At 70.4% G+C, this 24018-nt stretch carries 20 protein-coding genes; 10 read left to right on the forward strand and 10 right to left on the reverse strand.

Translation table 11 applies throughout. The annotated features are described in order from the left end of the window. The first annotated feature begins 9 nt into the window (after positions 1-9). Positions 10-444 carry a PH domain-containing protein gene (locus tag MYMAC_RS12970; protein WP_043710841.1) on the forward strand — a complete coding sequence of 145 codons (435 nt, stop codon included), beginning with the start codon at positions 10-12 and terminating at the stop codon, positions 442-444. Positions 445-466: 22 nt separating this feature from the next. On the opposite strand, the gene MYMAC_RS12975 is transcribed toward MYMAC_RS12970, so the two are convergent. The 3 genes from MYMAC_RS12975 to MYMAC_RS12985 all read right to left on the reverse strand — a co-directional run bounded on the left by MYMAC_RS12975 (position 467) and on the right by MYMAC_RS12985 (position 3074). Beyond that, complete coding sequence (locus MYMAC_RS12975; protein WP_095958315.1) at positions 467-1327, reverse strand: FHA domain-containing protein; 861 nt, start codon at positions 1325-1327, stop codon at positions 467-469. A gap of 126 nt (positions 1328-1453) precedes the next feature. Continuing rightward, on the reverse strand, positions 1454-2224 hold the full coding sequence (locus tag MYMAC_RS12980; RefSeq protein WP_095958316.1) for a YqjF family protein: 771 nt from the start codon (positions 2222-2224) through the stop codon (positions 1454-1456). A 163-nt stretch (positions 2225-2387) separates the two neighbouring features. Next, positions 2388-3074 carry a hypothetical protein gene (locus MYMAC_RS12985; protein WP_043710843.1) on the reverse strand — a complete coding sequence of 229 codons (687 nt, stop codon included), beginning with the start codon at positions 3072-3074 and terminating at the stop codon, positions 2388-2390. A 104-nt stretch (positions 3075-3178) separates the two neighbouring features. Between MYMAC_RS12985 and MYMAC_RS12990 the strand changes: the two genes are divergently transcribed. Beyond that, positions 3179-4381, forward strand: a complete 1203-nt coding sequence (locus MYMAC_RS12990; protein ID WP_095958317.1) for a carbohydrate-binding family 9-like protein — start codon at positions 3179-3181, stop codon at positions 4379-4381. A 12-nt stretch (positions 4382-4393) separates the two neighbouring features. On the opposite strand, the gene MYMAC_RS12995 is transcribed toward MYMAC_RS12990, so the two are convergent. Next, a complete protein-coding gene (locus MYMAC_RS12995; protein WP_013939200.1) occupies positions 4394-4648 on the reverse strand; it encodes a hypothetical protein in 255 nt (84 codons plus the stop codon). A 5-nt stretch (positions 4649-4653) separates the two neighbouring features. After that, positions 4654-7113, reverse strand: a complete 2460-nt coding sequence (locus tag MYMAC_RS13000; protein ID WP_095958318.1) for a DNA internalization-related competence protein ComEC/Rec2 — start codon at positions 7111-7113, stop codon at positions 4654-4656. Positions 7114-7296: 183 nt separating this feature from the next. Between MYMAC_RS13000 and MYMAC_RS13005 the strand changes: the two genes are divergently transcribed. Both MYMAC_RS13005 and MYMAC_RS13010 read left to right on the forward strand, forming a co-directional pair. After that, entirely contained in the window at positions 7297-7791 is a 495-nt protein-coding gene (locus MYMAC_RS13005; protein WP_013939202.1) for a CarD family transcriptional regulator, read from the forward strand. Positions 7792-7886: 95 nt separating this feature from the next. Then, entirely contained in the window at positions 7887-8534 is a 648-nt protein-coding gene (locus MYMAC_RS13010) for a hypothetical protein (protein WP_013939203.1), read from the forward strand. Here MYMAC_RS13010 and MYMAC_RS13015 read toward each other — a convergent pair. Then, the gene (locus MYMAC_RS13015; RefSeq protein WP_204817579.1) at positions 8512-9966 is read right to left on the reverse strand and encodes an FHA domain-containing protein; all 1455 of its coding nucleotides are present in this window, start codon (positions 9964-9966) and stop codon (positions 8512-8514) included. The genes MYMAC_RS13010 and MYMAC_RS13015 overlap by 23 nt on opposite strands. 173 nt (positions 9967-10139) lie before the next feature. Here MYMAC_RS13015 and cysS point away from each other — a divergent pair, with 173 nt between their 5' ends. The 6 genes from cysS (at position 10140) to MYMAC_RS13045 (ending at position 19686) form a co-directional block, all read left to right on the forward strand. Then, positions 10140-11633: a cysteine--tRNA ligase gene (cysS, locus tag MYMAC_RS13020; RefSeq protein WP_204817582.1), complete on the forward strand. Its 1494-nt coding sequence runs from the start codon at positions 10140-10142 to the stop codon at positions 11631-11633. 47 nt (positions 11634-11680) lie between these two features. Then, positions 11681-13360 carry a M28 family metallopeptidase gene (locus MYMAC_RS13025; protein WP_095958321.1) on the forward strand — a complete coding sequence of 560 codons (1680 nt, stop codon included), beginning with the start codon at positions 11681-11683 and terminating at the stop codon, positions 13358-13360. Between the two features lie 53 nt (positions 13361-13413). Then, positions 13414-15528, forward strand: coding sequence for an excinuclease ABC subunit UvrB (uvrB, locus tag MYMAC_RS13030; RefSeq protein ID WP_095958322.1), 2115 nt, complete (start codon positions 13414-13416; stop codon positions 15526-15528). A gap of 12 nt (positions 15529-15540) precedes the next feature. Beyond that, complete coding sequence (gene uvrC, locus MYMAC_RS13035; protein WP_095958323.1) at positions 15541-17481, forward strand: excinuclease ABC subunit UvrC; 1941 nt, start codon at positions 15541-15543, stop codon at positions 17479-17481. A gap of 137 nt (positions 17482-17618) precedes the next feature. Next, positions 17619-18137, forward strand: a complete 519-nt coding sequence (locus MYMAC_RS13040; protein WP_013939209.1) for a DUF507 family protein — start codon at positions 17619-17621, stop codon at positions 18135-18137. A gap of 67 nt (positions 18138-18204) precedes the next feature. Beyond that, positions 18205-19686, forward strand: coding sequence for a hypothetical protein (locus tag MYMAC_RS13045; RefSeq protein ID WP_095958324.1), 1482 nt, complete (start codon positions 18205-18207; stop codon positions 19684-19686). Between the two features lie 192 nt (positions 19687-19878). Here the strand turns inward: MYMAC_RS13045 and MYMAC_RS13050 are convergent, their stop codons facing one another. The 4 genes from MYMAC_RS13050 to MYMAC_RS13065 all read right to left on the reverse strand — a co-directional run bounded on the left by MYMAC_RS13050 (position 19879) and on the right by MYMAC_RS13065 (position 23867). Continuing rightward, entirely contained in the window at positions 19879-20250 is a 372-nt protein-coding gene (locus tag MYMAC_RS13050) for a hypothetical protein (protein ID WP_013939211.1), read from the reverse strand. A 186-nt stretch (positions 20251-20436) separates the two neighbouring features. After that, positions 20437-21333, reverse strand: a complete 897-nt coding sequence (locus MYMAC_RS13055; protein WP_095958325.1) for a DUF3108 domain-containing protein — start codon at positions 21331-21333, stop codon at positions 20437-20439. Between the two features lie 18 nt (positions 21334-21351). Beyond that, positions 21352-23037, reverse strand: coding sequence for a DUF4091 domain-containing protein (locus tag MYMAC_RS13060; RefSeq protein ID WP_095958326.1), 1686 nt, complete (start codon positions 23035-23037; stop codon positions 21352-21354). A gap of 26 nt (positions 23038-23063) precedes the next feature. Continuing rightward, on the reverse strand, positions 23064-23867 hold the full coding sequence (locus MYMAC_RS13065) for a DUF3108 domain-containing protein (protein ID WP_095958327.1): 804 nt from the start codon (positions 23865-23867) through the stop codon (positions 23064-23066). Positions 23868-24018 lie beyond the last annotated feature (151 nt).

A 24018-nucleotide genomic window follows, 5' to 3' on the forward strand; every position in this document is an offset into this window, starting at 1 on the left:
CTTCCATGAATGACCGGGCGCGACGCGGAATCGAACGGACGGCAGGTCTTCAGGCCCCGACGGGTCCTCGCAGCGGCCATGGCCGCCGCGGGCCTGCTCTGGGTCACCGTGCTGGTGTACCTCTTGCGGTTCTTCGATGAGGTCCCGCTCAAGACCTTCCTCTCAGCGGGCTTCTTCGTCCTCTTCTTCGCCGTGTCGCTCATGTACTACGGGCGCACGCGCATCGTGGTGGATGCCCGGGGCGTCACCTACCGCGGCATGGTGCGGACGCGGCGCTTCACCTTCGCGGACATCCGCAAGCTGGATGTCCTGCCCGGCCCGGTGACTGTCTATGCCATCCGGGGCAAGGCGGGCCTGGTCCACTTCACCAGCTTCTTCCTCCACCACCAGCAGCTCGCCCGGCTCCTCGTGGAACGCGCGGGGCTGGGGCCCATCCCCGGCTGAGCCGCCGTCACGGTGCCGCTGGTCAGCTCCCCGTCGCCAGCGCCCAGGTGATGGCCACGCCCGCGGAGGCCGCTACCGCGCCCAGGCCAATCAGCCACCACTCGCCGCGTGGCTTGGATGCGCTGGGCGGCGCCTCCGGCGCGGGTTCCTCGACGGCGTCCGTGGGGGCCGGCTGCACCGCGTCGGGGACGGGCTCGTTCTCGACAGGAGGTGGGGCGGGGGGCGGGGGCTCTTCCACCGCGGCCTGGAAGCGAAGCAGCGAGCGGCCCATTTCAATGACGTCGCCATCGGCCAGGAGGGCGCGGCGCTCGAGGCGTTGACCGTTGAGGAAGACGCCGTTGGGGCTGCCCAGGTCTTCCAGCGTGAAGCCTTCCTCGGCGTGCACGACGCGCGCATGCGTCCTGGACACGGCCCGGTCTCTCAGCCGCAGGGCCACGTCGCTGCCCCGGCCGATGTCCGTCTGGGCCTCCGCGAGCGCATGGACGCGCCCGACATCCAGGCCCGTGAGGCAGGTGAGGGTGGCCGCGCGTGACGGCGCCGGCTCATCCGTCCCCGTCAGCAACCCCTTGAGCAGCGCCACCGTGCCCACGCCGCGCTCGCTGACCGACTCCTGGAGCACGCGCAAGCCCATGTCGTCGGGCAGGCCGAGCGCCTCGCCGGGGAGCACCAGCCGGGGCACCCCCGGGGGGACGAGCACGCCATTGACGGAGAAGGTGCGCGCGGCCTCGACCATCAGCCGCTGCGCCTCGACGCGCAGGCTGAGCAGGCTCGGGGGAAGTCCGTCCAGGCGGATGTGGTCGTCCGGGCCGCCGCCCAGGAGGTGGACGCCCTCGGCGAGCTCGAAGGGGGTCGTGGAGCCCAGGTGTTCGAATTCGAAGCGCATGGGCCCGGGCCAGGAGCAACGCGCTGGCCGCCGCACGGGCCCGGGGTTTCGCGGACTTGCCGGCCACCTGCGTCCCGGGCGGCCAGGCCGCGTCCGGCATGCGAGACGCCTCCGAGGGGGATGGCCTCAGGCGGCGCGTGGCGTCTCGGCGGCCGGCGGCGGGCCCTCGCCAGGGCTCAGGCGTGTCCCGGGGTACACGGCCACGGCCGAGCCGTCCGCGACGAAGGCGGAGCTGGGCTGGCCGCGCAGGAAGGGAACGAACCGGGCGCCGTACAGGCCCTCCACGTCGATATCGAGCGCGGTGTTGTCCACCTCCCACACCGACCAGCGCGGATGCTCCACGCGATACTCCGCGCAGCCGCCGTCCCGCTGCGCCGTGTAGCCCCAGTAGTGCTCGGTGATGAACTCCGCCTCCGAACCCGGCTCACTGGCCCGGGGCGCTCCACGCGTCGTCGCGGCCAGGTGCTGCCACCGTCCACCCGCCTTCCACGCATACTCGAGGCGGCCTGGGGCGCCGGCCTCCGCGCCCGTCATCTCCACGACGTGCCGCATGGGCAGCGCGACATAGGGCTCGTTGTAGAGCACGCGCGCCACGCTGGCGATGGCCAGGCGCGGGACCAGCTCCTTCACGAACACCACGCCTCGCCGCCAGCCTTCGGGCCCCCGGTGGCGCACGTAGAAGCGCAGGTTCACCTCGTCGAAGTGACGGTGGAAGGGCACGGACAGGCCGCGCACGCGCGTGTCGAGGAAGCGGAAGCCCACCATGCTGGCGAACGTCCGCCCCTGCCAGGTGTCCAGCTCCGTGCCCCGGGGGACGAGGGGCCGGAGGACGTCCGGGTCCACCTCGTAGTTGAGCATGACGAGATACCGCCACTCCGCCGTGAGGAAAGGGCGCATGCCTGCGTCCTAATGCGGGCCCCGCAGCGAAATCCAACCTGCCTGGCGGAAGGCGCGCCTCGCGCTCACGCCTCGCAGAAGCCGGCGTTCTGCGGTGAGGCGTGCGCGCCCATGGGCCAGGTGCCCGGGCGCGCTCGATGCCCAGGCACCCCTGGCCGCGCCGCTACCAGGTCGCGCCGATGTTCAGGGTGCCCGCGTAGCTGCCGCCGCTGCTGAAGTTGCGGTCGCCAATCGTGACGTCGCCGGGCGGGGCGTTCGCGGCGAACTGCTGGTCGAGGAGGAAGTTGTACTGGACGCGGGCGTCGGCGGTGAGGCTGCCCATATGGACGCGCAGGCCGCCGCCCACGGGGATGTTGCCCACCGTGTCATCCGCGAAGGCGAGCGTGGGCGCGCGCACGTTGTACCGGCTGAGGCCCACGCCGCCCAGGACGTAGGGCTGCACGGGCGCGGCGCCCAGGCCCAGCGTGGCCACGGCGTGCGCGCCGTTGCGCACCAGGTCCGGGCCGCCCCGGGAGCCCGTCACCACGCGCTGGTCGAAATTGTTGATGGCGCCCGAGTAGCCCAGCTCGATGCCCAGCACCTTCGTGGGCTTGATGGCCACCGTCACGCCGTAACCCAGACCCGGGTTGATGTCGGAGCCCAGCGAATTCGTATAGCCCTCGACGCCGCCGCCCACGAGGAACGTCAGGCCTCGCATGTCCGCGGAGGACTCCAGCCGCTCCTGTGCCATGGCGCTCCCTGCTCCCAGCACACCCACCACCGCACCCACCTTGAGTAGAGTCTTCATTCGCGCCTCCCTTGGGCCTGAACCGCTGGTTGAGGCGAGAAGATGGGAGCCGCCGCTCGGCATGACAATTGCCGGCACTGTAGGCCGATGCCGACACTCCGCCCGCCTGCTCGCTCACCTCGGGGCGAACCCAACTGACGCGAAGCCCGCTAGGATGCGCGGCCCCGATGCGTCTCCCGTCCTTCGCACTCGCTCCGTTGTTGGCCGTCACCTGCCTTGCCGCCGCCTGTCGTGATGAGCAGGCCGGGCCGCGTCAGCAGGCACCCCGCATCCCCGCGCCCACCCGGCTCCGCGCCCTGGAGGCGGCGCCCGCAGACCTCACGTTCCGCAGCGGTGAGACCTTCGCTGGCGGCGCGGTGGTGTACCTGGGCTCCAAGGTGACGCCGGAGAAGGCCGCACCGGGCACGCAGGTGAGGCTCGCGCATTACTTCCAGGCGGTCCGCTCGCCGCCGGAGGGGTACGGCTTCTTCGTCCACGTCGTGGACCCGGCCAGCGGCGCCATGCTCTCCAACGCGGACCATGAGATTCAAGGCGGCGCCGCGCCGCTGGCGTCATGGCCGGTGGGCAAGGTCATCGAGGACGTCCACTCGGTGCCCATGCCCGGCACGCCCGCGCGGGTGGTGCTCGGCTTCTGGCGGGGGAACTCCCGGCTGCCCGTGGATGACGCCAACGCGCATGACGGCTCGCAGCGCATGCTGGGCCCCCCGTTGGGCGGCGCCGCGCAGGAGCTGCCCGAATACACCGTCCCGCGCGTGAGCCAGCCGCCCACCCTCGACGGTGTGCTGGATGACGCCGTGTGGAAGCAGGCCCGGCCCGTGGTGCTGCGCCGGAGCTTCGACGGCAGCGCCCCGCGCCTTCGGACCGAGGCGCGGCTCGTCCATGACGGCGCGTTCCTTTACGTGGCCTTCGACCTGGATGACCCGGACGTGTGGGGCACGCTGCGCAAGCGCGATGACCCCATCTACGAGGAGGAGGTGGTGGAAATCTTCCTCGACGCCAACGCGGACGGGCGCACCTACAACGAGCTCCAGGTGTCACCGCACAACGTCATCTTCGATGCGTACTTCCCCGCGCGCCGGCAGGGCATGGACCGCTCGTGGGATTCGGGGATGACGTCCGCGGTGAAGGTGCGGGGCACGCTGGATGATGCCTCGGACCGCGACGAGGGCTGGTCGGTGGAGCTGCGGATTCCCTTCGACCGCCTGGCCGAAGTCCCCCACCTCCCCCCTCGGCCGGGGGACCGCTGGCGCTTCAACCTCTACCGGCTGGAGCACCATGACCGCCGCACGGTGGAAGGGCAGTCCTTCTCGCCCCTCTTCGTCGGCGACTTCCACGCGCTGCCGCGCTTCGGTTGGCTCGTTTTCGAGTGACGGCGCCCGCGCTCACGCGTGGGGACTGATGTCCCAGTGCGCGTCCGCCACGGAACGCTCGGTGGGGTCCCCCAGGAAGCGGAGGAAGCCGCGAAGCTCCATCGTGTCGATGAGCTCCTCGGCCTCCAGCTCCGAGAAGCCCCGCAGGTCCACGAGCAGGTTGCGCATCACGGATTTGCCGCGGAGATACCCAATGGGTTCTCCCGGGCCGAGCGCGTTCTTCAGGTCGGCGGTGAGCTGCTGGAGGTCGAGGTCCTCTGGAATCATCGGCCTCAAGGTGGGGATGGGTGGGCGGTCCGCGCAACCGGCACTGCGGCGGGAGAAGGCTCGGAGGGCAGGAAGGGGAGCAGGCGGACGTCCTGGCCATCGCTCTCCACGGTGACGGCGCCATGCAGGTCCGTGCGCCAGCACTCGCTCCCCAACGCGCGGTAGCGCGCCTCCACTTCCGCGTGCGGAAAGCCGTACCGGTTGCGCCGGCCCACGCAGAACACGACGTGCCGTGGACGGGTGCGCTCCAGCAAGGTCTCCGTGGAGGACGTCCGCGAGCCATGGTGGGGTGCCTTCATCACCGTCACGGGCCCCAGCCGCTCCGCCAGCTCGGCTTCGCCCTCCGCCTCCACGTCCCCCGTCAGCAGCACGGTGACGTCGCCGTGGCGCACCAGCAGCACCACGCTCCGGTCATTCACGCCTTCCAGCAGCTCGCGCGCGTCCGGCCCTGGAGGCCCGAGCACCTCCAGCGTCGCCTCGCCCAGGCGAAGGGGCGGGTGCCCCACCTCGACCTCCTCCACGAGCGCCGGCCCCGCGGCGGCCGCCACCTGCCGTGACAGCGGGCCGCCCCCGTCCCCCGCGGGCATCCACAGCCGCGCGGTGGGAACCTGCTTCAACGCGGAGGCGAGCCCCAGCGCATGGTCCGGGTGAGGATGCGAAAGCACGGCGAGCGCCAGCCGGGAGATGCCCGCCTGCTTCAGGTACGGGAGGATGAAGCGCTCCGCGGTGTCCATGCCGCCCGGAACGCCGCCGCCATCCACGAGCAGGTGTTCACCGCCGGAGCTGACGACCACGGAGTCGCCCTGGCCCACGGAGAGGAAGGTGACGCGCAGCCCCGGCCGCGGCGTGAGCACGGGGGCCAGCATGGCGGCGGCGACGGCCGCGGGGGCGAGCAGCCCTCCCAGCCGCCAGCGGCCGGTGCCGAGCGCCCACGTCAGCAACCCCGCCGCGTAGAGCGCCGACAGGAGGCCCAGCGACGGCACCTCGACCGAGGCCAGGGGCGCCGCGGCGAAGAGCCGGGTGATGACCAGCAGCAGCTCGGAGGCCCAGGCGCCGGCCCACAGCAGGGGCGTCGCCAGGCTGGGGGTGACGATGAAGAGCGCGGCGCCCCCCGCCGCCAGTCCCGTGAGCAGCCCGCACAGGGGGAGGGCGACGACGTTGGAGATGAGCCCCGCCAGGCTCACCCGGCCGAAGGTCGCCGCGACGATGGGGAGCCCCGCCAGCGTCGCCGCCGCGCTGGCGCACAGCGTCTGCGCCACCGTCTCCTTCGCCTGCCCCCACCAGCGGTGGACACGGCGGGACTCGGCGGGGTCTGGCTCCGCCAGGGGCAGCGCCTGGCGCAGCGGCGGCGAGAGCAGCACGAGCCCGAAGACGGCGAGGAACGACAGCCTCAGCGACAGGTCCGCCACGCTGGACGGCGCCCACGCCACCAACACCACGGCCGCGGCGGCCAGGCCGTTGAGCCCGTCCGCTCGCCGCCACAAGGCCAGCCCGAGCAGCACCACCGTGGCCATCACCGCGGAGCGCACCGCGGGAGGCTGGTTGTCGGTGAACACCACGTAGGCCCAGACGAAGGGCACCGCCGCGGGGGCCGCCACCTGTCGCGCGTCCAGCATCCGCCACCGCTCGCCGGTGCGCACCACCAGCCGCCGCAGCACCGCGAGCGTCATCAGCGCCAGCGCCGCCACGTGCAGCCCGCTGACGCTCAGCACGTGCGCCAGCCCGGCGCGAGAGAAGGCCTCCTCCCACGAATCATCCAGCGCCGCGCGCTGCCCCGCGGCGAGCGTGAGGAACAGCGCCGCCGCGTCCTTCGACGGCGACACGGCGTGGACCGCCGCCGCCAGCCGTATGCGCGTGTCCTCCAGCGCCACGCGCCACGCCGGGGCAGGGGAGAGCACCAGCAGGCGCCGCGAATCCAGGCCGCCCGTGAAGGCCACGCCCTGTCTGCGCCGCGCCGCCCCGAAGTCCTTCTCCCCCGGGTTCGACGGCGGCGCGGCCGGCATGAGCTTCGTCTCCGCCCGGACGCGCTGCCCGGGCAGCAGCGGGGGCGGCTCGCCCCGCAGCGACAGGTTCATCCGGAACCGCACGGGCGCGAGCGGCCCGGAAGGAGGCCCTGCCCGCGCGACAGCCAGCCGCACCCGCGTCGTCCCCTCGAAGCGGTCCACGCGCTCCGCCTCGCCTTCCACGATGACAGGCGCCCCGCGCGTCAGCTCCCCTGGGAGCGCCACCTGGGTTTCCCAATGCGCGAGCCCCACGCCAGCGGCCCAGAGCGACGCCAGCACGGCGAGGTGCGCACCAGGCAGCCTGCCAAGCGCCAGGCCGAGCGCTCCCAGCAAAAGCCCACAAACGAGAAATGGTTCGACGGCTGCGCTTGTTACCGGGGCGCAGAGTGCTCCGAGTGACAAGCTCAGGGCGGGAAAGAAGAGAGGACGCGCGCCCAGGTCGCGCCACGCATGACGTTCCACCTTCCCACCCCCACCCGCCGCCCGTCACACTGGTGCACACATCTGCCGACACCGCGTGTAGAAACCGACAACGTAGTCGGGCGCGTCCCGGGTGGTCAAGGCGATATCGTTGCCCGTGGATGTGGTTTGTGGTAGTAGTGCCCGGCTGAAAGGCCGGGAACGAGTCTTTCAAGGAGGCAGTGAGTGCAGACCAGCTTCAAGACTGGTGACAAGGCGGTCTACCCGGGCCAGGGCGTCGGCGAGGTGATGGGTATCGAACACACCGAGGTGGCCGGGCAGCGCCAGTCCTTCTACGTGCTGCGCATCCTGGAGAACGGAATGCGGATCATGATCCCGATCAACAAGGTCGGGTCGGTCGGTCTCCGGGAGATCATCAGCGAGGAGGACGTCAAGCAGGTCTACTCCATCCTCAAGGAGAAGGACATCTCCGTTGACTCCACGACGTGGAACCGTCGGTACCGGGAGTACATGGAGAAGATCAAGACGGGCTCGGTGTTCGAAATCGCCGAGGTGCTCCGCGACCTCTACCTCTTGAAGGGCGACAAGGACCTGTCCTTCGGTGAGCGCAAGATGCTGGACACCGCGCGCTCGCTGCTCATCAAGGAGCTGTCGCTGGCCAAGGACTGCTCCGAGGAAGAGATCGAGTCGGACCTGAAGAAGATCTTCAACCTGGCCTGATTCGCGGGACTGCCGTCCAAGACTCGTCGCCCCGGGTTCCCGTGCAGGGAGCTCGGGGCTTCGTCTTTCCACGCCACGCCACGTCATGTCCGTCCATGAGTGAGCCGTCGCCGCAGACTCCCACGGAAGAGGCGCGAGCGCGCCGCATCGCCGAGCTGGAGGCCCGGTTGTCCCGCCGCCGCGTGGGCGTGCGTCCCGTGGCGGCGCTCATGGCCATGGCCGTGGGGTTGGCGCTGCTCGGCATGCAGTGGCAGGACTTGTCGTATTTCCTGTCGCCGAGCGTGCCGCTGACGCTGGGCGCGGAAGGGGCGTACCGCTTCGAGGCGCTCGTCTCCAACCGCTACGCCCAGGTGCACGGGGTGCCCACGGTCCGGGGCGCGTACGAGCGCGCGGACGGTGCGCTGTACGTCCTCGTCGGGCTGCGAGACTCGCCTTTCGTGGTGCGCCGTCCCGCGCTTCCGGGAGAGCAGTGGACGGAGGGCCGCCCGCCGCCACAGCCCGACCAGCGCCCCTTCGCCGTGCGTGGACGCCTGCTGGCGCAGGAGGATGCCTCCCGCTACCGCGATGCGCTGGCCCTGATGGAGCGCATGGGTGAAGTCCAGCCGCGTGACGGCCGGCTGTGGCTCCTCATCGAGGGTGAGCGTCCCGGCACGGACCGGGGCCTGCTGCTGGTGTCGCTGGCGCTGGTCACCTTCGTGGTGCTCAACGCGATGCTGCTGGTCAGGGGACTGAAGCGCCGGTGAGCCGGCCGAGCTGTTCGCGGGCCGCCCGGTTGCTGGTGTCGTGCTTCAGCGCCTGCTCGAAGGCGGCGCGCGCTGCGTCCCCCCGGCCAGCGGCGGCGTGCTCGACGCCGGCCTGGACGTGGAGCCGCGACAACTGCTTGCGCAGGGGCGGGCCGTGCCTGCTCCAGCCATGCGCCAGGGCGTCGTCCACGGAGAGCGCGAGCGAGAGCTGGGCAATGGCCTCCGGGAGGTCCCCCTTCGCCAGCGCCTTGCGCGCCGCTTCCTCGGCCGCCTCGAACCGGATGAGCTGCTCGTACAGGGCGGTGAGCTTCTCCGCCTGGGCCAGGTCCCGGGCCGCCGCCACGTCTCCCGCCTCGTAACGGCGCAGGACCTCGGCTTGCTTCGCGGAGGGCCCGCTGGCCGGCGCCGCGGTGTCGGGTCTCCCCGCCGTTCGCTGGGACGACGGCGAGGTGTTGCCGGCATGCCCCGCTTCGAGCGCGCCCGCCGTGTCCGGCCCTGGCGACGGGCGCTGGAGGTTCGCCGAGCGGTCCGTCGTGGGGGCCAGGGTGATGGGACGGACCTGCTTCGTCGTTCCCCGGGCCACGTTCAAGGCGCTGACGCCCGTGGCCATGGGGGCCCGCGGAGGGGACGCGGCCTCCGCGGCGGTGGGCTCCGCCGCGGGGGACGGGGGCTCCGCCGGGGCCTGGACGGGCGCCGTCTCCAGCTCCTCGCGAGCGGGCTCTCCAGACACAGGCACCGTGGGGGACGGCAGGGGCGCTGTCTGCCGGGGGACCGCGGTGGGCGCCGGCTCCGACGTGTTGGAGACACGCATGGAGAGCAGCGCGATGAGCGCGGCCACGCCCGAGCCCAGCGCCGCGGCGCCCAGGGCGATGCCCAGCGAGCCCAGGGCCCGGCGCGTGGGCGGCTTGTCGTCCGGTGTGAGCGCGGGCACGCCGAGCGCGGGGGTTCCCCCATGGCCGCGCAGGCGCAGCAGGGCGTTGCCGAGGGAAACCTCGTCCCCCGGCATCAGCTCGACCTCGGCGGCGATGCGGTGGCGGTTGAGGAAGGTGCCGTTCTGGCTGCTGAGGTCCTTCAGGAAGAAGCGGTCGCCGCGGCGGGTCAGGTGCGCATGCCGGCGGCTGATGGACGGGTGCTGCAGGCGGAGGTCGGACGAGGACGACCGGCCGATGACCAGCGCTCCCTGCTTGACGGGCACCAACTGCCCGGCGCCGGGGCCTCGCTCGACGTACAGGAAGGCAGGCGCGTAGCCGGGGTCCGAGTATTCCTGGGCGGTGTCGAAGCGGGAGGCGAGCTCCCGGTCGCTGTTGGCGCGCCCGTCCGGGCCGTGGCGCCGGCTGCGCCGCGAGCCCGCGGGAAACTGGGGAACCCGCTGGGGGCGCGGGTCGTCAGCCTGGAGCGGATCCACCTCGTCATCATCGAAAGGCAGCTCCACGTCGGAATCCTGGGGCGCCTGCGTACCGGGCGGGCGGGGCGGCCGAGGGGGCCGCTTCGGGTTCGGTGGAGCCATGGTGCCCATTCTCCCAGATTGGGGGCGGCGACGAACCCCTCGCGAATACTGGCCTGTTCGCGACCCGAGACTCTAGAGTGAGGGACACACCCACGCCTATGGACCCGAGAGGATTGCCGCACGTGACCCCGCCCGCCATCCGGCTCTTCAACACGATGACCATGCAGAAGGAGCTGCTGCAGCCCGCCATTCCTGGCGAGGTGGGGGTCTACGTCTGTGGTCCTACCGTCTACAGCTACATCCATATCGGGAATGCCCGTACTTTTACCTCCTTCGACGTGGTGGTCCGCTACCTGCGTCACCGGGGCCTGAAGGTCCGGTACGTCCGCAACTTCACGGACGTGGATGACAAGATCATCAAGGCGGCCGCGGAGACGGGGGAGGCCCCCGTGGCGCTGGCGGCGCGCTACGTGGAGATCTTCCGGGAGGACACCCGGGCGCTCCACCTGCTGGAGCCGGACTTCGCGCCGAAGGTGAGCGACCACCTCCCCGAAATCATCGCCATCATCCAGAAGCTCGTGGACAAGGGCCACGCCTACGCGTCCCAGGGGGACGTGTACTTCTCCGTGAGCAGCGACGCGGACTACGCGAAGCTGTCCAGGCGCAACCTGGACGACCTGTGCGTGGGCGAGCGCGTGCAGCCGGGAGAGCAGAAGCGCGAGCCGCTGGACTTCGCCCTGTGGAAGGCGGCCAAGCCGGGCGAGCCCGCGTGGGACAGCCCCTGGGGCCCGGGCCGGCCGGGCTGGCACATCGAGTGCTCCGCCATGAGCGCGAAGTACCTGGGGGAGACGTTCGACATCCACGGCGGCGCGCTGGACCTCATCTTCCCCCACCACGAGAACGAAATCGCGCAGAGCGAGTCCGCCAACGGGGTGAGCTTCGCGCGGTACTGGATGCACTGCGGCTTCCTGGACCTGGAAGGCGCGAAGATGTCCAAGTCGCTGGGCAACGTGGTGCGCCTGCGCGACGCGCTGACCAAGGTGGACCCGGAGGCGCTGCGCTTCTTCTTCCTCGCCACGCACTACCGCCACCCGCTGTCCTTCTCCGACAAGGCGCTGGCGGACGCGGAGACGCGCATGGAGTACTTCTACGAGACGCTCCGCAAGGTGGATGAGCGCATCTCCGGGAAGGACTTCGGCAAGGGGCCGCTGCACGGCGACCCGCGGCGCTTCTTCACCGAGTTCGAGTCCGCCATGGACGACGACTTCAACACCGCCGGCGGCCTGGGCGCGCTGTCCGGGCTCTTCGGGTTGATGAACGAGCTGACCGACAAGCCCCCGGTGAAGGACAAGGCCCTGGTGGGCCGCACGCTGCAGGCGCTGCGCGAGGACGTGCGGCGGGTGTCCGGCGTGCTCGGACTCTTCGAGGACGCGCCCGACGCGTGGCTGCTGCGCCGCCGGGAGCGCGCCGTGCGCGAGCGCGGCATCGACGTGGCAGCGGTGGAGCGCCTGCTGGGCGAGCGCACCGCCGCCCGCGCGGCGAAGGACTTCGCCGCCGCGGACCGGGTGCGAAGCGAGCTGAAGCAGCAGGGCGTGGAAATCATGGACACGCCCGCCGGCACGACGTGGAAGGTGGCGCCGCTCCAGGGGTGACGCGGTGCTGCGGGTGTCCCGGGCTTCGTGTTAGGGCTCGGGATACCATGATGCGCTCGCTGCCCCTGCTTTTTGCCCTCTGCTCCGCTCCCGCGCTCGCGCAGCGTGTGCCGCTGACGACGCCCGCGGAGAAGTCCGCATCCAGTCGCATCGCTCCGGAGGTGCTGCGCGCGCACGCGCGCTTCCTCGCGCATGACCTGCTGGAGGGCCGTGGCCCCGGTACCCGCGGGGACGCACTCGCGCAGGCGTACATCGCCTCGCAGTTCGAGACGCTGGGGCTCGAGCCCATGGGCACGGACGGCTCGTACCTGCAGCCCTTCGACCTGGTGGGCATCACCAGCAGCGCCCAGGTGATGTCGTTCGACGCGCCCCAGGGCCGGGTGCGGTTGAACTTCCACGACGACTTCATCGCCACGTCCGGCGTGCAGGCCCCCGAGTCGAAGCTGGAGGCGTCCGAGCTCGTCTTCGTGGGCTACGGAATCCAGGCGCCCGAGTACCAGTGGGACGACTTCAAGGGGATGGACCTGCGCGGCAAGACGCTGCTCATCCTCAACAGCGACCCGGCGGATGATCCGCGGCTCTTCGCGGGGAAGACGCGGCTCTGGTACGGCCGCTGGGATTACAAGTACGAGCAGGCCGCGAGGACGGGCGCGGCGGGCGCCATCATCATCCACACCACGCCGAGCGCGGGCTACCCCTGGCAGGTGGTGCAGACGTCGTGGACGGGCGAGCAGTTCGAGCTGCCCGCCGCGCGGGGGCCCCGCCTCCAGGTGAAGGCCTGGACGACCGAAGCCGCCACGCGCCGGGTGCTGCAACTGGCCGGCAAGGAGCTGGACGCGCTCGTGGCCGCCGCGCAGACGCGCGAGTTCCAGCCCGTGCCGCTGGGCGTGAAGGTGACGACGCGCCTGACCAATACGGTGCGCCGCAGCCCCACCGCCAACGTGCTGGCGCTGCTGCCCGGCAGCGACCCGAAGCTGTCCCAGCAGGTGGTGCTCTACACCGCGCACCATGACCACCTCGGCAAGAAGGAAGGCGGCAAGCCGGGCGAGGACACCATCTACAACGGCGCGCTCGACAACGCGTCCGGCGTGTCGGCGATGCTCAACATCGCCAAGGCGTTCAAGGCCCTCCCCACGGCGCCGCGCCGCTCCATCCTCTTCGCCGCCGTGGCCGCCGAGGAGCAGGGCCTGCTGGGCTCCCAGTACCTGGCCGAGCACCCCCCCGTGCCCCACGGCCGCGTCGCCGCGAACCTCAACATCGACGGCGCCAACATCCACGGCCGCACCCGCGACATCACCGTCATTGGCCTGGGCAAGTCCAACCTGGACGCCACGCTGACCGCCCTGGCGAAGACGCAGGGCCGGGTGGTGAAGGCGGACCAGCTTTCGGACCGGGGCTTCTTCTATCGCTCGGACCAGTTCAGCTTCGCCAAGCGGGGCATTCCCGCCGCGTACTTCGGCAGTGGAATGGACTTCGTCGGCAAGCCGCAGGGCTGGGGCAAGCAGCAGCGGGAGCTGTGGGAGTCGAAGCACTACCACCAGCCGTCGGACGAACTGCGCCCGGAATGGGACTTTTCCGGCGCGGTGGAAGACGTCCGCCTCTTCTTCCTCCTGGGCGCGCACGTGGCCCGGCAGCCAGAGCTGCCGCGCTGGAACAAGGGTGACGAATTCGAGGCCGCCCGGCTGCAATCCCTGGAGGCGCTGAAGCGGCAGGACACTTCGAACTAGCACCGGCACGAACATCCGGCCTTCCCTCCCGCGCGGTGTTAGATCTCGCGGGTATGCCGGACTTCCAACTCGTCAGCGACCACAAGCCCGAGGGCGACCAGCCGAGGGCCATTGACGAACTCACGCAGGGCGTCCAGCGGGGCGACCGCTACCAGACCCTCCTGGGTGTCACCGGGTCGGGCAAGACCTTCACGATGGCGAACATCATCGCCAACGTGCAGCGGCCCACGCTGGTGATGGCCCACAACAAGACGCTGGCCGCCCAGCTCTACGGCGAGTTCAAGGCGCTCTTCCCGCACAACGCCGTCGAGTACTTCGTCTCGTACTACGACTACTACCAGCCCGAGGCCTACGTCCCGTCGACGGACACCTTCATCGAGAAGGACTCGTCCATCAACGACAACATCGAGCGGATGCGCCACTCGGCCACCCATTCGCTGCGGACGCGGGATGACGTCATCATCGTCGCCAGCGTGTCCTGCATCTACGGCCTGGGCGCGGCCCGCAGCTACGTGGACCTGGCGGTGCGCGCGGCGGTGGGCGAGGAGATGGGCCGCGACACCTTCATGCGCAAGCTGGTGGAGGCCCAGTACAAGCGCAACGATCTGGACTTCCACCGCGGCACCTTCCGCGCGCGCGGCGACACCGTGGAGGTGTTCCCCGCCTACGAGGAGGAGCGCGCCGTGCGCGTCAGCTTCTTCGGCGACGAGGTGGAGCGCGTCACCGAGTTCGACCCGCTGCGTGGCGTGACGGTGGGCGCGCTGGAGAAGATTGTCATCTTCCCCGCCAGCCACTACGTGGCCGAGGAGGACGTGCGCCGCCGCGCCATCCAGACCATCCGCGACGAGCTGACCGAGCAGCTCCAGACCTTCAAGCGCGAGGGCAAGCTGCTGGAGGCGCAGCGGCTGGAGCAGCGCGCCATGTTCGACCTGGAGATGATCGAGCAGGTCGGCTACTGCAGCGGCATCGAGAACTACTCGCGGCACTTCTCCGGCCGCGCGGCGGGGGAGCCGCCCCCGTGTCTCATCGACTACTTCCCGCGCAACCTGCTGGTGATGCTCGACGAGAGCCACCAGACGGTGCCGCAGATTGGCGCCATGTACCGCGGCGACCGCGCGCGCAAGGAGACGCTGGTGGGCTTCGGCTTCCGCCTGCCCAGCGCCCTGGACAACCGCCCGCTCAAGTTCGGTGAGTTCGAGGAGCTGGTGCCGCAGGCCATCTTCGTCTCCGCGACGCCCTCCGAGTACGAGCTGCAGAAGTCCCAGGGCGTGGTGGTGGAGCAGATCATCCGTCCCACCGGCCTGACGGACCCGGAGGTGGAGATCCGCCCCGTGGGCAACCAGGTGGACGACCTGCTGGAGGAGGTGCGCCAGCGCGTGGCCCGGAGCGAGCGCGTCCTGGTGACGACGCTCACCAAGCGCATGGCGGAGGACCTCACGGAGTACTTCGCCGACGTGGGCGTGCGCGTGCGCTACCTGCACTCGGACATCGACGCGATTGAGCGCACCGCCATCATCCGCGACCTGCGCAAGGGCGAGTTCGACGTCCTGGTGGGCATCAACCTGCTGCGCGAGGGCCTGGACATCCCCGAGGTGTCCCTGGTGGCCATCCTGGACGCGGACAAGGAAGGCTTCCTGCGCAGCCACGTCTCCCTCATCCAGACGATTGGCCGCGCCGCCCGCAACGTGAATGGCCGCGTCATCATGTACGCGGACAACGTCACCGACTCCATGAAGAAGGCCCTGGAGGAGACGACGCGCCGCCGTGAAATCCAGCAGGCGTACAACCAGGAGCACGGCATCACCCCGCGCTCGGTGAAGAGCAACATCACCGACCTGTCCGAGCACGTGGCCTACGAGGCCGGGGACGCGGGCGCGCTTCCCATGGCGGCCGAAGGCGAGGACGACGTCCTCCAGCCGAAGGAAATCAAGCGGCTCATCGAGGACTTCACCAAGGAGATGCTCGCCGCCGCGGACGAGATGCAGTTCGAGAAGGCCGCCGAGTACCGGGACCGGGTTCAGCTCCTGAAGGACATGGACCTGGGGCTCAAGCCGGCGTCGCGCTCGCTGCTGCGGGCCCCGGCGAAGGCCGCGGACGCGGAGGCCCCGAAGAAGGGCCGGGGGCGCGGGGGCGGAGGCCGCTCCACGCGGGCCCGGAGCCGCAAGTAGGCGGGAGCCGTCATGGACGCGAAGCTCCTGGAGAAGCTGGACGCACTGCCCACCGGGCCCGGCGTGTACCTGATGAAGGACCGCCGCGGCCAGGTCATCTACGTGGGCAAGGCCATCAACCTGCGCAGCCGCGTGCGCTCGTACTTCAACCGCACCGGTGACACGCGTGTCTTCGTGTCCCTGCTGGACCAGCTCCTCGGCGACCTGGAGACGGTGCTGGTCAGCAACGAGAAGGAGGCGCTGCTCCTCGAAAACGAGCTCATCAAGAAGCACCGGCCGCGCTTCAACGTCCTGCTCAAGGACGACAAGCAGTTCATCTCCCTGCGCCTGGACCGCGGCCAGCCGTACCCGCGCCTGGAGGTGGTGCGGAAGTACGAGCGCGACGGCGCGCGCTACTTCGGGCCGTACTCCAGCGCCGGGGCCATCCGCGAGACGCTGCGCGTGGTGAACCGCTTCTTCCGCCTGCGCACCTGCACCGACCACGTGCTGGCCAACCGCAAGCGGCCCTGCCTGCTGCACCAGATTGGCCGCTGTCCGGCGCCGTGTGTGTACCCCGTTCCCCAGGAGGACTACCGCCGCAGCGTGGACGAGGTGGTGATGTTCCTGGAGGGCAAGGCGGGGGAGCTGGTGGAGGGACTGCGCCTGCGCATGAAGCGCGCCGCGCAGGAGCTGAAGTTCGAGGAGGCGGCGCGCATCCGGGACCAGCTCAACGCCATCGAGCGGAGCCTGGAGCGCCAGAAGATCGCCACCACCGACTTCAAGGACCAGGACGTCTTCGCCTTCCACCGGGAAGGGGACCGCATCCTGTTCTACGTCCTCTGGGTGCGGCAGGGCCGGCTCAACGGCGGACAGGCCTTCCCCTTCGGCAGCCAGGAGTTCCCCGACGAGGAGCTGCTCGCCTCGTTCGTGAACCTCTACTACGACCAGGGCAGCTTCGTGCCGGAGGAGGTGCTGCTGCCGCTGGAGCTGGAGGACGGCACCGGGGGCCTGGAGGCCCTGCTCGGCGAGCGCAAGGGCGAGCGCGTGCGCGTGCTGGTGCCCAAGCGCGGGGAGAAGCTGGACCTGGTGAAGATGGCGGCGAAGAACGCCGAACAGGCCTTCGTGGAGCGCCGCCGCACCAAGGACGAGACGGACACCGTGCTGTCCCGGCTCCAGCAGCGCCTGGGCCTGCGCAACTTCCCGCGCCGCATGGAGTGCTTCGACATCTCCCACTTCCAGGGCTCGGCCATCGTCGCCTCCCAGGTGGCGGTGACGGATGGGGACGCGGACAAGTCGCGCTACCGCAAGTACAAAATCAAGACGCTGGAGAAGCAGGACGACTTCGCCAGCATGTACGAGGTCATCTCTCGCCGGCTGAAGCGGGGGCTGGAGGACCACGACCTGCCGGACCTGCTCGTCATCGACGGCGGCAAGGGCCAGTTGGCCAGCGCGCACGCGGCGATGAAGGACGTGGGCGTGGACTCGGTGGACGTGGTGGGCCTGGCCAAGAGCCGTGACCTAGAGGTGTTCGACCGCGACGCGGAGAGCGCCCGGAGCCCCGAGCGCGTCTTCGTGGTGGGGCGCAAGGACCCCATCGTCCTGGCCCAGAACTCAGCGGAGATGTTCATGCTCACGCGAATGCGGGACGAGGCCCACCGCTTCGCCATCACGTTCCAGAAGCAGGTGCTGCGCAAGAGCCGGGTGCGCTCGGCGCTGGAGGACATTCCCGGCGTGGGCGAGACGCGGCGCAAGCAGTTGCTCCGGCACTTCGGTTCGCTCAAGCGGGTGGGGGAGGCCTCCATCGAAGAGCTCGCGGAGGTCGTCGGTCCGGCCATGGCCGAACGCGTCCATGCGGGCCTCCACGGACATCCAGAAGAGGATGCGGAGGATCCCGTACGGGAGGCTTCCCTTGACGACGCGAGCGGACCCGTGGACGAAAAAACGCAAGGAGGGTCGCCACCCGGGGCGGCGTGATTAATTTCCGCTGCAGACCTGCTGGGAAGTGCGCTGGAAGCGCGACGTTCCTGGGGTTTTTCATTGCGACTGGGCTCGGCGCTGAACTATAGCGGTTGACGATTCCGAGCACGTTTCACAGAGGGCGAGGGACCGACATGAGGCTGTATCCGAAGGTGATCCCGATCATCTCGCGCGAGGCCATTCAGCAGCTCATGCAGGACGGGGACATCGAGGTGGAGCCGATGCGCGTGGCTGATGCCGAGATGGACCTGTCGGCCATCATGCGTGAGTACCTTGCGAACGAGGAGCGTGTGAACCAGGCGACGCGTGAAGCGCTGGAGCGTCGCGGCTACGACTATTCCAAGTTCAACCAGGTGAAGCGCGAGATGGCGGACGTCCGCGGCTTCAAGATGGGCGACGAGGGCATCGAGTACGTCATCAACCAGATGATCGAGTTCCTGCTCATCAGCCGCAACGTCGAAGAGGTGTACTCGGCGGATAACGGGCTGCGTCAGAAGATCTTCGCCGTCATGAAGCGTCACCTCGACGTGGACGACGAGATCGACAAGGAAGCGCGCTCCCGTCTGAAGCACCTGCAGGAAGGCACCAGCGCCTTCGACATCGAGTACAACAAGACGGTCGAGCAGATTCGCCGGGCCCGCGGCCTCATCTAGCTCTCAGGGGTGGGGCGTGCCGTTCCCCGCTCCGCTGCCTACCTTGTGAACCAAGGAGGCAGCGTCGATGGCGGGACCCTTCACCACGTTCGTTCTGTCCGGTTTGCTGGCCGCGGCGCCAGGCGGGTTCACGTTCGAGGGCCGGGAGGCCAGCGCGAGAACCGAGCAGCCGGACGGCTTCTTCGTCCAAGGCTCACTTCCCTTCACGGACCTGGCCGAGACCGGCACGGGGAGCGCGTCCCTCGCGGTGGAGGACCGCGTGGACCTTTCTGGCGCGACCTTCGGTGACAAGGGGACGCTGGAGGCGAGCTTCCGTCTGGGCGCCACGGAGTACCGGGTCGAGCTGACCCAGCCGGGCTTCCCGCCCGAGCAGGCCCTCCAGCAGGCCGTCTCGGGCCCGCTTCCCCGGCCTCCGCGGCATACGATTGGCGGTGGCGTGCTGCTGGACGTGCCGCTCTACGGTGACAGCGGCCTGGGGTGGTCGGCGATGACGCGCACGCACGCCGCGGTGGCGGTGTGGGGCGTGGGCAGCGTCTGGCGCAACGGGCAGTTGCTGACGGACTCGGCCTTCGTCCACGCGGCGGCCCTGGCCGCCGGCGCCTATGCGGATGACGGCACCCACCGGCTCCTGCGGCAGGCTCGCTACGACGACACGGAGCTGGTGGTGCTGGTGTGGAACCTGCCGCCACGGGCCGAGCCTCGGGGCTTCATCCAGTTCGTGTTCGAGGACGTGGCCATCGACGTGGGGGGCGTGGAGGTGCGCTCGCGGCCCTTCGTGGAGAACACGGGAGGCCCGCCGCTGAGCTGGCGGTCGCTGACGCCCGTTCCGCCCTCCGCCACGGTGGGGGCGCCCGTCACGGCGTCGCCGCCGCCCGCGCCGTCCGCCTTTGGGGGCAGTGGCACCGCCGGGGTGGACGGCGCCACGGCGACGACGGGCACGGCGCTTCAGGGCACGGGGGCTGGCACGCGGGTGGTGGTCCCGGCGACGCCTCCGGGCGGGCTCGCGGCCACGACGACGCCTGCGCCGACCGTGCCGGTGTCTGGCGCGCCCGCGTCGCCTGAAGTCATCAGCGGGAGCTTCCCCACGCCGACGGCTGCGCCGAGCGCACCCGTGACGTACTCCGGGCAGCTTCCGGTGACGCCATTGGAGGGGACCACCGTGACAGTGGGGGGGACGCCAGGGCGTGCGCCGACGGGCACGTTCACGACGCCGCCCGCGGTGTCCACCTTCGGCACGTTCACCGTGCAGCCGCTGGCGCCTGGTTCGTTCGACGCGTTTGTCGGCACGGGGCAGTCCAGCGCGGGCATCATCGCCACTGAGTCGCCGCTGAATGCGACTCCGGCCGCGCCGCCGCCGGGGCTTATCAGCACACCCGCGCCGCTCAACGCCGGCTCGCCGCCGCCGCTGGTGGGGACGCCCGCGCCGCTCAACGCGGGCCCTGCGCTCGCGCTGCCGGCGACGCCGTCACCCGTCATCGGGCCCGCGACGACGGTCGCGCCAGCCGCTCCCGCGCCAGCCGCTGCACCGGCTCCCGCCGCGGGGCCCTGAGCGGATGGAGTCGAGCTGAGGCGGTCGTTCGCGGCCGCATGCGCCTGGTCAAGCCGATTCCCGCCTCAGGCGACTGGGTGAAGAGGCGAGAGCGGATGGCGAAGGGGCTGGAGGCGGCGGCCGTTCGCGGCCGCCTGTGCAGGCCGGTTCCCAGCCCAGGCCCCCGGGCGAACGGATGGCGGAGGGCAGGTGTCAGCGGTTCTTCGTGGGCGCCTGCGCGAGCCGGCTCATGCTGGCGGCCTGGGACAGGCGCTTGCGCAGCCGCACGACGGCGTCGTGGAGCGAGTCCAACTGCTGAAGGACGCGCAGGTCATCACCCGAGTCCACCAGCGTGGCCGGAGACACGGCCTCCGTGCGAAGCGTGTCGAGCAGGTCCGTGAAGTGGGCCTCCACCTCGCCGAGCGCATCCAGGCCCTCGCGGAGGTCATCCTCCAGCAGGTCCACGAGCACGGCCGCGTCGGTGCGCGCCGGCAGCGAACGGGCAAGCTGCTCCATGGCCACCCGGACCGGGTCGGCACGGCGCGAGGGCGTGGGGGCGACGAGGGACAGGGCCGGAGGGGGCATGCGCCGACGCTACAGTCACGTAGCACTCCGTCAATTTTCCAGTCGGGGCCGAAGGCCCGCTGGCCTCGGACCTCAGCGTGAGCCGAGGAGCTTCGCCAGCGCGGGCCTGGCCTCCGCCAAAGTGAGAAAGCCCGCGGCGCGGCGCCACGGGCTTTCGGTGTTTCAACGAAACAGTGTCTCAGCCGCTCACCACTTCATCGTTTCCTGGCCTTCGCTCGTCTGCGGCTTCTCACCGGGGCGCGACACGGAGGTGAGGGTGGCGCGCACGGCGCCCAGGTCGATGGTGCCCACGGCGGCGAGCGGCAGGCGGCGCGCGTCGTCGGAAATCCACACGTGGACCTCGCGCTTCTGCTTGGGCCGGTCCAGGCGCACGGCGGTGCCCGTCATGTGCCAGGCGTTGAACTGGCCCAGGGGGGTGGTCACCTGTTCGCGCTTCAACACCGAGCCCTGCATGCGCCACATGCGGCGCACGCCGTATACGTCGAAGCACACGTCGAGGTTTTCCTTCAGGGGCAACTGGCGCAGCAGGTAGATGGCGCCGGCCACGTCCAGGCCGTCCTTGTCGAAGGTGTAGTTGAACTGGCCCTTGGGGCGCTGACCGAACTGGTAGTCCACCTTGACGGTGCGCTCCTTCTGTCCAAAGGCGACGTCCACCTTGCGGCGCTGCTCGTTCTCCATCGTGTCCTCGACGTAGCGCTTGGGGCGCAGCGTGCGGGGGTGGAGGTACGCGGTGGCGCTGCCGCGCACGCGCCGCACCTTGGAGAAGAAGGAGTTCGTCTTCGCCTCCACCTGGATGGGCAGGTTCCCATCCTTCTGCTTGTGGACGCGCATCGTCATGGTGCCCGCCTGCGCGCCCATGGCGTCGAGGTCGAATTCGAGCACCTCGCCGGGCATGAACGACATGGGCGTGCGCAGCGCCGGCAGCGCGGAGGTGCACGGCGCGACGGTGAGCGGCGCCTTGGGCTCCGACGCCTTGGCGCTCTCGGCCTCCGGGGCGTCCGCCTCCGTGTCTGGAAGCTGGGCCCAGGCGCTGCCGGTGGACAGGGACAACACGGCCGCGAAGAGGGTGCGCAGGGGGCTCATCCTTATCCTTCCAGGGGACTACGGGGTGCTCTGCGGCGTCTGACGGTCCGGGCGCTTCGCATATTCGGATTCCGCCCAACGCTTGCGGAGCCGGACGGTGACTTCCGCTCGGACCGCCTCCCATTCTCCCGCATCCACGTTGATGTCCCAACCCGTGCGCGCCAGCTTGCGCGCCGCCGTCCGGGCGAACGCGGCGTCACCCAGCTCGGCGAGCAGCCGGAGGTACTCGTAGTCCTCCAGCCCGTCCCGGATGTGCTTCAGCCGCAGCGTGAGGATGGGCTGGTGGCCGGAAGGACCCACCCTGGCGGGTGTGCCGGGGTAGAAGAGGGTGCCGTCGCCGTTGCCGCCGAACTCGAAGACGTCCTTCCAGGGGTCCTTCTTCGTGTTGTAGGCGAAGACGGTGTCGAAATAGAGCTCGCCGTCCACGCCGGAGGAGAAGGCGAGCACGCCCATGGCGCGGTTGAGCGGGGCGGGGTGGTCCACCATGTACGACGCCCACCCGCTGTAGGCCGCGTCCACCGCCTTGTCGGCCGGCGGGCCGCCGTTGCAGCCGTGCGAATTGCAGCTCTGGTACCACCACACCCGGGTGGCATCCGCCAACCGCTTGCGCAGCGCGCGGGCCTCCACCACGCGCTTGCACGTCTGCGGACCGGGGCGGGGATAGAAGCAGTTGAGCGTGGGCGTGAGGATGTCCGCCGAGCCGTTCAGCGCGTCATCCAGCGGACTGGTGACGAGCACCGGAATCCCGCCCGCCGCGCGCACGCGCGTGGACTGCGCCTTCACCAGCGGCACGTCCTCGGGCTTGGGTTCGTCCTTGGCGTAGAAGAAGAGCTGCGCGGGCCAGCCCTTCCGGCGGTAGTGCTCGGCGAAGGCGCGGTAGTACGCCGTCTTCTCCGCGTCCGTCCGGGCCTGCTTGTTGTCGCGCACGTCGGAGCTGGTGAAGCGCGCGCCGGAGGGCAGCAGGCTGCCGTCCAGGAAGGGCCCCAGCTCCGCGTCGTAGGCGCTCCAGTCCACCACCGCGCGGCCCTTCTCGAAGCGGACGGGCGGCGGGTCCATGCTCATGCCGTGGGCGCTCACCCGGTGCTCCAGCAGCGCGCGTCCGTAGTCGCGGAGCAGCTTGCGCGCCTCCGCCGACTCCGGGGCCACGCCGTGGCCGCGCGCGATGCTGTACTTCGACACGCCGAAGCTGTTGGGCAGCGAGGACGTGGCGGGCAGCGCGAAGGGCTGCACCTCCGCGGTGAAGGACACCGGCGTGGGCTTCGCGTCCCCCGCCTTGACGCGGAGCTGGCCCTTGTACGTCCCGGGCTCCTGCTTCTCCGGGGCGCACACCTCCACGTAGAAGACGGTGGGCAGCTTCGGGTCGTGTCCCGGCGCGTTCACCGGCACCAGCGCGTCCGGCCACGGGCCCGCGCGGCCCTGGCCATTGGACGGCGTCTTCACGTCGATGAAGGCCTCGCGCCACACACGGGCCGTCAGCGTCGCGCCGGGCCCCTTCAGCGACAGCGGCTCCACGGAGGGGCGCTCCACCCGTCCGGGCAGCACCACCTGCGCCGCCTCGCACTCACCCCGCGCGAGGCTGAGCCGGGCCTCCTTGCGGCCCTTCACGGCTTCGCCCGGCCGGACCTTCACCAGGGGCGACACCACCTGAGGCTCCTGCGTGGCGGACATCGCCGCCACCACCGCCCACGCCCATCCCGCTCCCATCCGCCCCTTCGCTCTCCGGCGGGGTGCTACCCGCCATTCTCGGCACGGGCCACCGTCATGTTCCGGCCCGGCTTGTAGTCGGTCAATTCCGCGACGATGGTGCCCAGCGCGAACTCCGCCTCCACCCGCACCGGCACGTGGTTCGGGTCGGTGGTGAAGTAGACGAACATGTCCCGCTTCGAGGCGAGGTTGCCGCCGAACTCCGTCTTCACGCTGAGCTTGAAGACCTCCTTGTCGCCCAGCACGGTGTCCAGGACCTCGCGCCCCTCCACCTTCGCGCGGAGGGTGAACGTCTTGCTGCCGGTGAACACCGGATAGGCATACTCCTGCCCCACGACCAGCTCCCGGTTGCGCAGGGCGAACGTCGCCCCCGTCACGTCCAGCGTGCCTTCGGCCAGCTCACGCGTGGACTCCCTCGGGGACTCTCCTTCCTTCTGCTTCACGACGAAGACCGTCTTGCCGTCCGCCTCCAGCTTGATGCGCTGGCGGCGGCGCGAGCCGTTCTCGTCCGCGTGCAAATCACTGCCCACCACCCGCTGGCGCTCCGGCTGCCAGTAGGACACGAACTTGTCCTTGATGGGCCACACGCCCAGCATGTCGTTGGAGCGCGCCACCGCGACGATGGGCCAGACGTCATGGCCCCATTGCTTCATGTGGGCGCCCACCGTCACCTGCGCGGTGCCCGCGGTGATGCCCAGATACCTGACGCGATAGGAGCTCTGCTCCCCGGGGCCGAACGCCGGGTTCACGGATTCCTGGGCCATGGCCGTCGCCGACCAGACCAGGCCCGCGAGCGCCGCCGCGAACCCCCACTTGTGCGTCGTTTGCATCGGGTGAGCTCCCTTGCTTGGAAGTTAGGTAGCCTGGGTGCGATCTGCCAGACCCGGCTTGGAACCATTCCCGCCACCGCCCATTTCCACTGACGCGGTTGTTGACCAGCCATTCATTCATCGGCTGCTCGCTTCACGGGAGGGCGGCGGG

It is taken from the genome of Corallococcus macrosporus DSM 14697, assembly GCF_002305895.1.
Lineage (GTDB): Bacteria > Myxococcota > Myxococcia > Myxococcales > Myxococcaceae > Myxococcus > Myxococcus macrosporus.

What these genes read in the sequence shown, in the direction of transcription:
- MYMAC_RS13025 (WP_095958321.1), top strand. Translation starts at nt 11,681, where the DNA reads ATGATGCGCTCGCTGCCCCTGCTTTTTGCCCTCTGCTCCGCTCCCGCG.
- MYMAC_RS13060 (WP_095958326.1), bottom strand. Translation starts at nt 23,037, where the DNA reads ATGGGAGCGGGATGGGCGTGGGCGGTGGTGGCGGCGATGTCCGCCACG.
- MYMAC_RS12970 (WP_043710841.1), top strand. Translation starts at nt 10, where the DNA reads ATGACCGGGCGCGACGCGGAATCGAACGGACGGCAGGTCTTCAGGCCC.
- MYMAC_RS13040 (WP_013939209.1), top strand. Translation starts at nt 17,619, where the DNA reads ATGAGGCTGTATCCGAAGGTGATCCCGATCATCTCGCGCGAGGCCATT.
- MYMAC_RS13065 (WP_095958327.1), bottom strand. Translation starts at nt 23,867, where the DNA reads ATGCAAACGACGCACAAGTGGGGGTTCGCGGCGGCGCTCGCGGGCCTG.
- uvrC (WP_095958323.1), top strand. Translation starts at nt 15,541, where the DNA reads ATGGACGCGAAGCTCCTGGAGAAGCTGGACGCACTGCCCACCGGGCCC.
- MYMAC_RS12990 (WP_095958317.1), top strand. Translation starts at nt 3,179, where the DNA reads ATGCGTCTCCCGTCCTTCGCACTCGCTCCGTTGTTGGCCGTCACCTGC.
- MYMAC_RS12985 (WP_043710843.1), bottom strand. Translation starts at nt 3,074, where the DNA reads ATGCCGAGCGGCGGCTCCCATCTTCTCGCCTCAACCAGCGGTTCAGGC.
- MYMAC_RS13055 (WP_095958325.1), bottom strand. Translation starts at nt 21,333, where the DNA reads ATGAGCCCCCTGCGCACCCTCTTCGCGGCCGTGTTGTCCCTGTCCACC.
- cysS (WP_204817582.1), top strand. Translation starts at nt 10,140, where the DNA reads ATGGACCCGAGAGGATTGCCGCACGTGACCCCGCCCGCCATCCGGCTC.
- MYMAC_RS12980 (WP_095958316.1), bottom strand. Translation starts at nt 2,224, where the DNA reads ATGCGCCCTTTCCTCACGGCGGAGTGGCGGTATCTCGTCATGCTCAAC.
- MYMAC_RS12995 (WP_013939200.1), bottom strand. Translation starts at nt 4,648, where the DNA reads ATGATTCCAGAGGACCTCGACCTCCAGCAGCTCACCGCCGACCTGAAG.
- MYMAC_RS13050 (WP_013939211.1), bottom strand. Translation starts at nt 20,250, where the DNA reads ATGCCCCCTCCGGCCCTGTCCCTCGTCGCCCCCACGCCCTCGCGCCGT.
- uvrB (WP_095958322.1), top strand. Translation starts at nt 13,414, where the DNA reads ATGCCGGACTTCCAACTCGTCAGCGACCACAAGCCCGAGGGCGACCAG.
- MYMAC_RS12975 (WP_095958315.1), bottom strand. Translation starts at nt 1,327, where the DNA reads ATGCGCTTCGAATTCGAACACCTGGGCTCCACGACCCCCTTCGAGCTC.
- MYMAC_RS13010 (WP_013939203.1), top strand. Translation starts at nt 7,887, where the DNA reads ATGAGTGAGCCGTCGCCGCAGACTCCCACGGAAGAGGCGCGAGCGCGC.
- MYMAC_RS13045 (WP_095958324.1), top strand. Translation starts at nt 18,205, where the DNA reads ATGGCGGGACCCTTCACCACGTTCGTTCTGTCCGGTTTGCTGGCCGCG.